At 65.7% G+C, this 2,318-nt stretch carries 2 protein-coding genes and 1 pseudogene; all 3 read right to left on the reverse strand.

What is annotated here, in order from left to right; genetic code table 11:
- Positions 1-66 precede the first annotated feature (66 nt).
- Positions 67-1,047, reverse strand: a complete 981-nt coding sequence (locus AX744_RS04180; protein ID WP_058631909.1) for an ABC transporter permease — start codon at positions 1,045-1,047, stop codon at positions 67-69.
- On the reverse strand, positions 1,040-2,035 hold the full coding sequence (locus AX744_RS04185; RefSeq protein WP_058631908.1) for an ABC transporter permease: 996 nt from the start codon (positions 2,033-2,035) through the stop codon (positions 1,040-1,042). The genes AX744_RS04180 and AX744_RS04185 overlap by 8 nt, the downstream gene beginning before the upstream one ends.
- Positions 2,036-2,077: 42 nt before the next feature.
- Positions 2,078-2,318: pseudogene (locus tag AX744_RS20540) on the reverse strand (ABC transporter substrate-binding protein); the annotation flags it as partial.

Consider the following 2,318-nt stretch of genomic DNA (forward strand, 5'->3'; position numbering starts at 1 on the left):
CGGCCTTCACCGGCGGATCCACCTCATACTCGATCGACACATTCCGCGCCGTCAGCACAGGCTCGCTCATGCGGTGACCCCCTTGGTCTTGGCGGCCTTGCGCACGCGGCGCGCGGCTTCGGGTGCATTGCGCAGCTTCGGGTTGATGACCTCGTCGATGGCGAAGTTGATCAGCGACAGGCCGGCGCCGAGGAGCGCGATCATGAGTCCCGGCGGGACGAACCACCACCAGGCCCCACGTCCGAGCGCCTGCCCCGACTGTGCGTCGTTGAGGATCGATCCCCAGGTGATCGACGAGTTGGGTCCGAGGCCGAGGTACGACAGGCCGGCCTCGCCGAGGATCGCGAAGATGATCGCGAAGAGGAACTGGGCCGCCAGCAGCGGCAGCAGGTTCGGCATGATCTCGACGAGGATGACGCGGAACGACCGCTCGCCCGCGACTTTCGAGGCGTAGACGTAGTCGCGTGTGCGGAGCGAGCGCGTCTGCAGCCGGAGCACGTACGCCGCCCCGGCCCAGGAGGTGATGCCGAGCACGAAGGCGACGAGCTGCCAGCTGCGCTGCGGGACGAACGAGGCGATGACCATCACCAGCGGCAGTCCGGGGATCACGATCATGACGTTCGTGAGCAGGGCGAGGCCGTCTTCACGCCACCCACCCAGGTAGCCGGCGAGCACACCGAACAGGAGGGAGAGGACGATCGCGATGCTGCCGGCCGTCACGCCGATGAGCAGCGAGCCCTGGGCACCGGTCGCGAGCTGGGCGAACATGTCGTTGCCGAGCTTGGTCGTGCCGAGCCAGTGCTCGGCCGACGGCGGCTGAAGCGCTGGGTTGGCCGTGCTCCGCGGGTTCTGGGAGAAGATCGGCGCGATGATCGCGAACAGCACGATCGCCAGCACGATGCACACGCCCACGATGAACTTCGGCGAGGTGCTGGGCAGGATGCGGCGACGCTTTCGTTCCTGACGCTGTGTGGCGAGAGCGACGGTGCCCTCGGGGGCGACGGTTGGTGGCTCCTCCGTGAGGAGCGGGTTCTTCGTGTCAGACATTCTGGCGAGCCCTCGGGTCGATGAAGCCATAGACGAGGTCCATGATGAAGTTGGCGGCGAGCACCGTGAGCGTGATGACGAGGAACAGCCCCTGCATCAGCGCGTAGTCGTTGTTGGTCACGGCCTGGAACATCAGCTTGCCGATGCCGGGGTAGGTGAACACCTGCTCCATGACGATGGAGCCGGCCACCACGAAACCGAGCGTGATCGAGAAGCCGGCGATCGAGGGGATAGCGGCGTTGCGGGCAGCGTAGGTGGTGAGCACCCGGCGCGGGCGCAGGCCCTTGGCCTCGGCCGTGAGCACATAGTCCTCGGCGAGCGTCGAGACCATCATGTTGCGCATGCCGAACATCCAGCCGCCGACCGAGCTGATCACGATGGTGACGGCGGGAAGGATGGCGTGGGCGACGGCGTCGCTGAAGAAGGCCCACGTCGGCTCGGGGCCGTCGGGGAAGTCGAACACGTCGTAGCCGCCGAAGATGGGGAACCAGCCGAGGCCGACCGCGAACACCGCCACCAGGATCAGCGCCATCCAGAAGTACGGGATCGACTGCAGGACGGTGGTGGCAGGGATCAGATGGTCGACCCAGGTACCGCGCTTCCAGCCGGCCCAGGCCCCGAGCACGACGCCGAGGACGAAGGAGATGACCGTCGCGGTGCCGACGAGGATGAGCGTCCAGGGAAGAGCACCGGCGATGAGCTCCGTCACCGGGGTGGGGAACTTCGTCACCGAGACGCCGAGGTCGCCCTGGAACATCCGCCCCCAGTACGCGAGGTACTGATCCCACAGCGACGAGTCGTCGCCGCCGAGCAGGAGCCTGATATTGCGGATGGTCGTCTCTGAGACGTCGCCGCCCGCCCGCTGCATCTTGGCGATCATGATGTCGGCGGGGTTTCCCGGCATGAGCCGGGGAAGAAAGAAGTTGATGGATATCGCGGCCCAGAGCGTGAACGCGTAGAACCCGATTCTTCGTGCATAGAACTTCATGTCACTGTTTCCTGACTTCCTTCTTCCCCGACTCCTCTCGTGTTACTTGACCGGCTGCAGCTGCGTCAGGACGTAGCCTGCCGCGATCGCACCCCAGGACGGCGGGAAGGCGTAGAGGTCTTCCTCCGTCGGCCAGCCCGTGTAGTCCTTCGTGTTGTAGAAGGTCTGCGTCGCGTTGATGACGAGCGGGATGTAGGGCAGGTCACGCACGATCTCGGTCTGGATCGTTGCGTACAGCTCCTTCTTCGTCGCCTCGTCGTTCGTGCTGATCGCCGACTGGATC

Source organism: Microbacterium sp. CCH5-D1, assembly GCF_001557335.1.
GTDB classification, from domain to species: domain Bacteria; phylum Actinomycetota; class Actinomycetes; order Actinomycetales; family Microbacteriaceae; genus Microbacterium; species Microbacterium oxydans.

Bases quoted from the DNA above. Each gene is read 5' to 3' on its own strand.
- AX744_RS04180 (WP_058631909.1), bottom strand. From the start codon at position 1,047: ATGTCTGACACGAAGAACCCGCTCCTCACGGAGGAGCCACCAACCGTC.
- AX744_RS04185 (WP_058631908.1), bottom strand. From the start codon at position 2,035: ATGAAGTTCTATGCACGAAGAATCGGGTTCTACGCGTTCACGCTCTGG.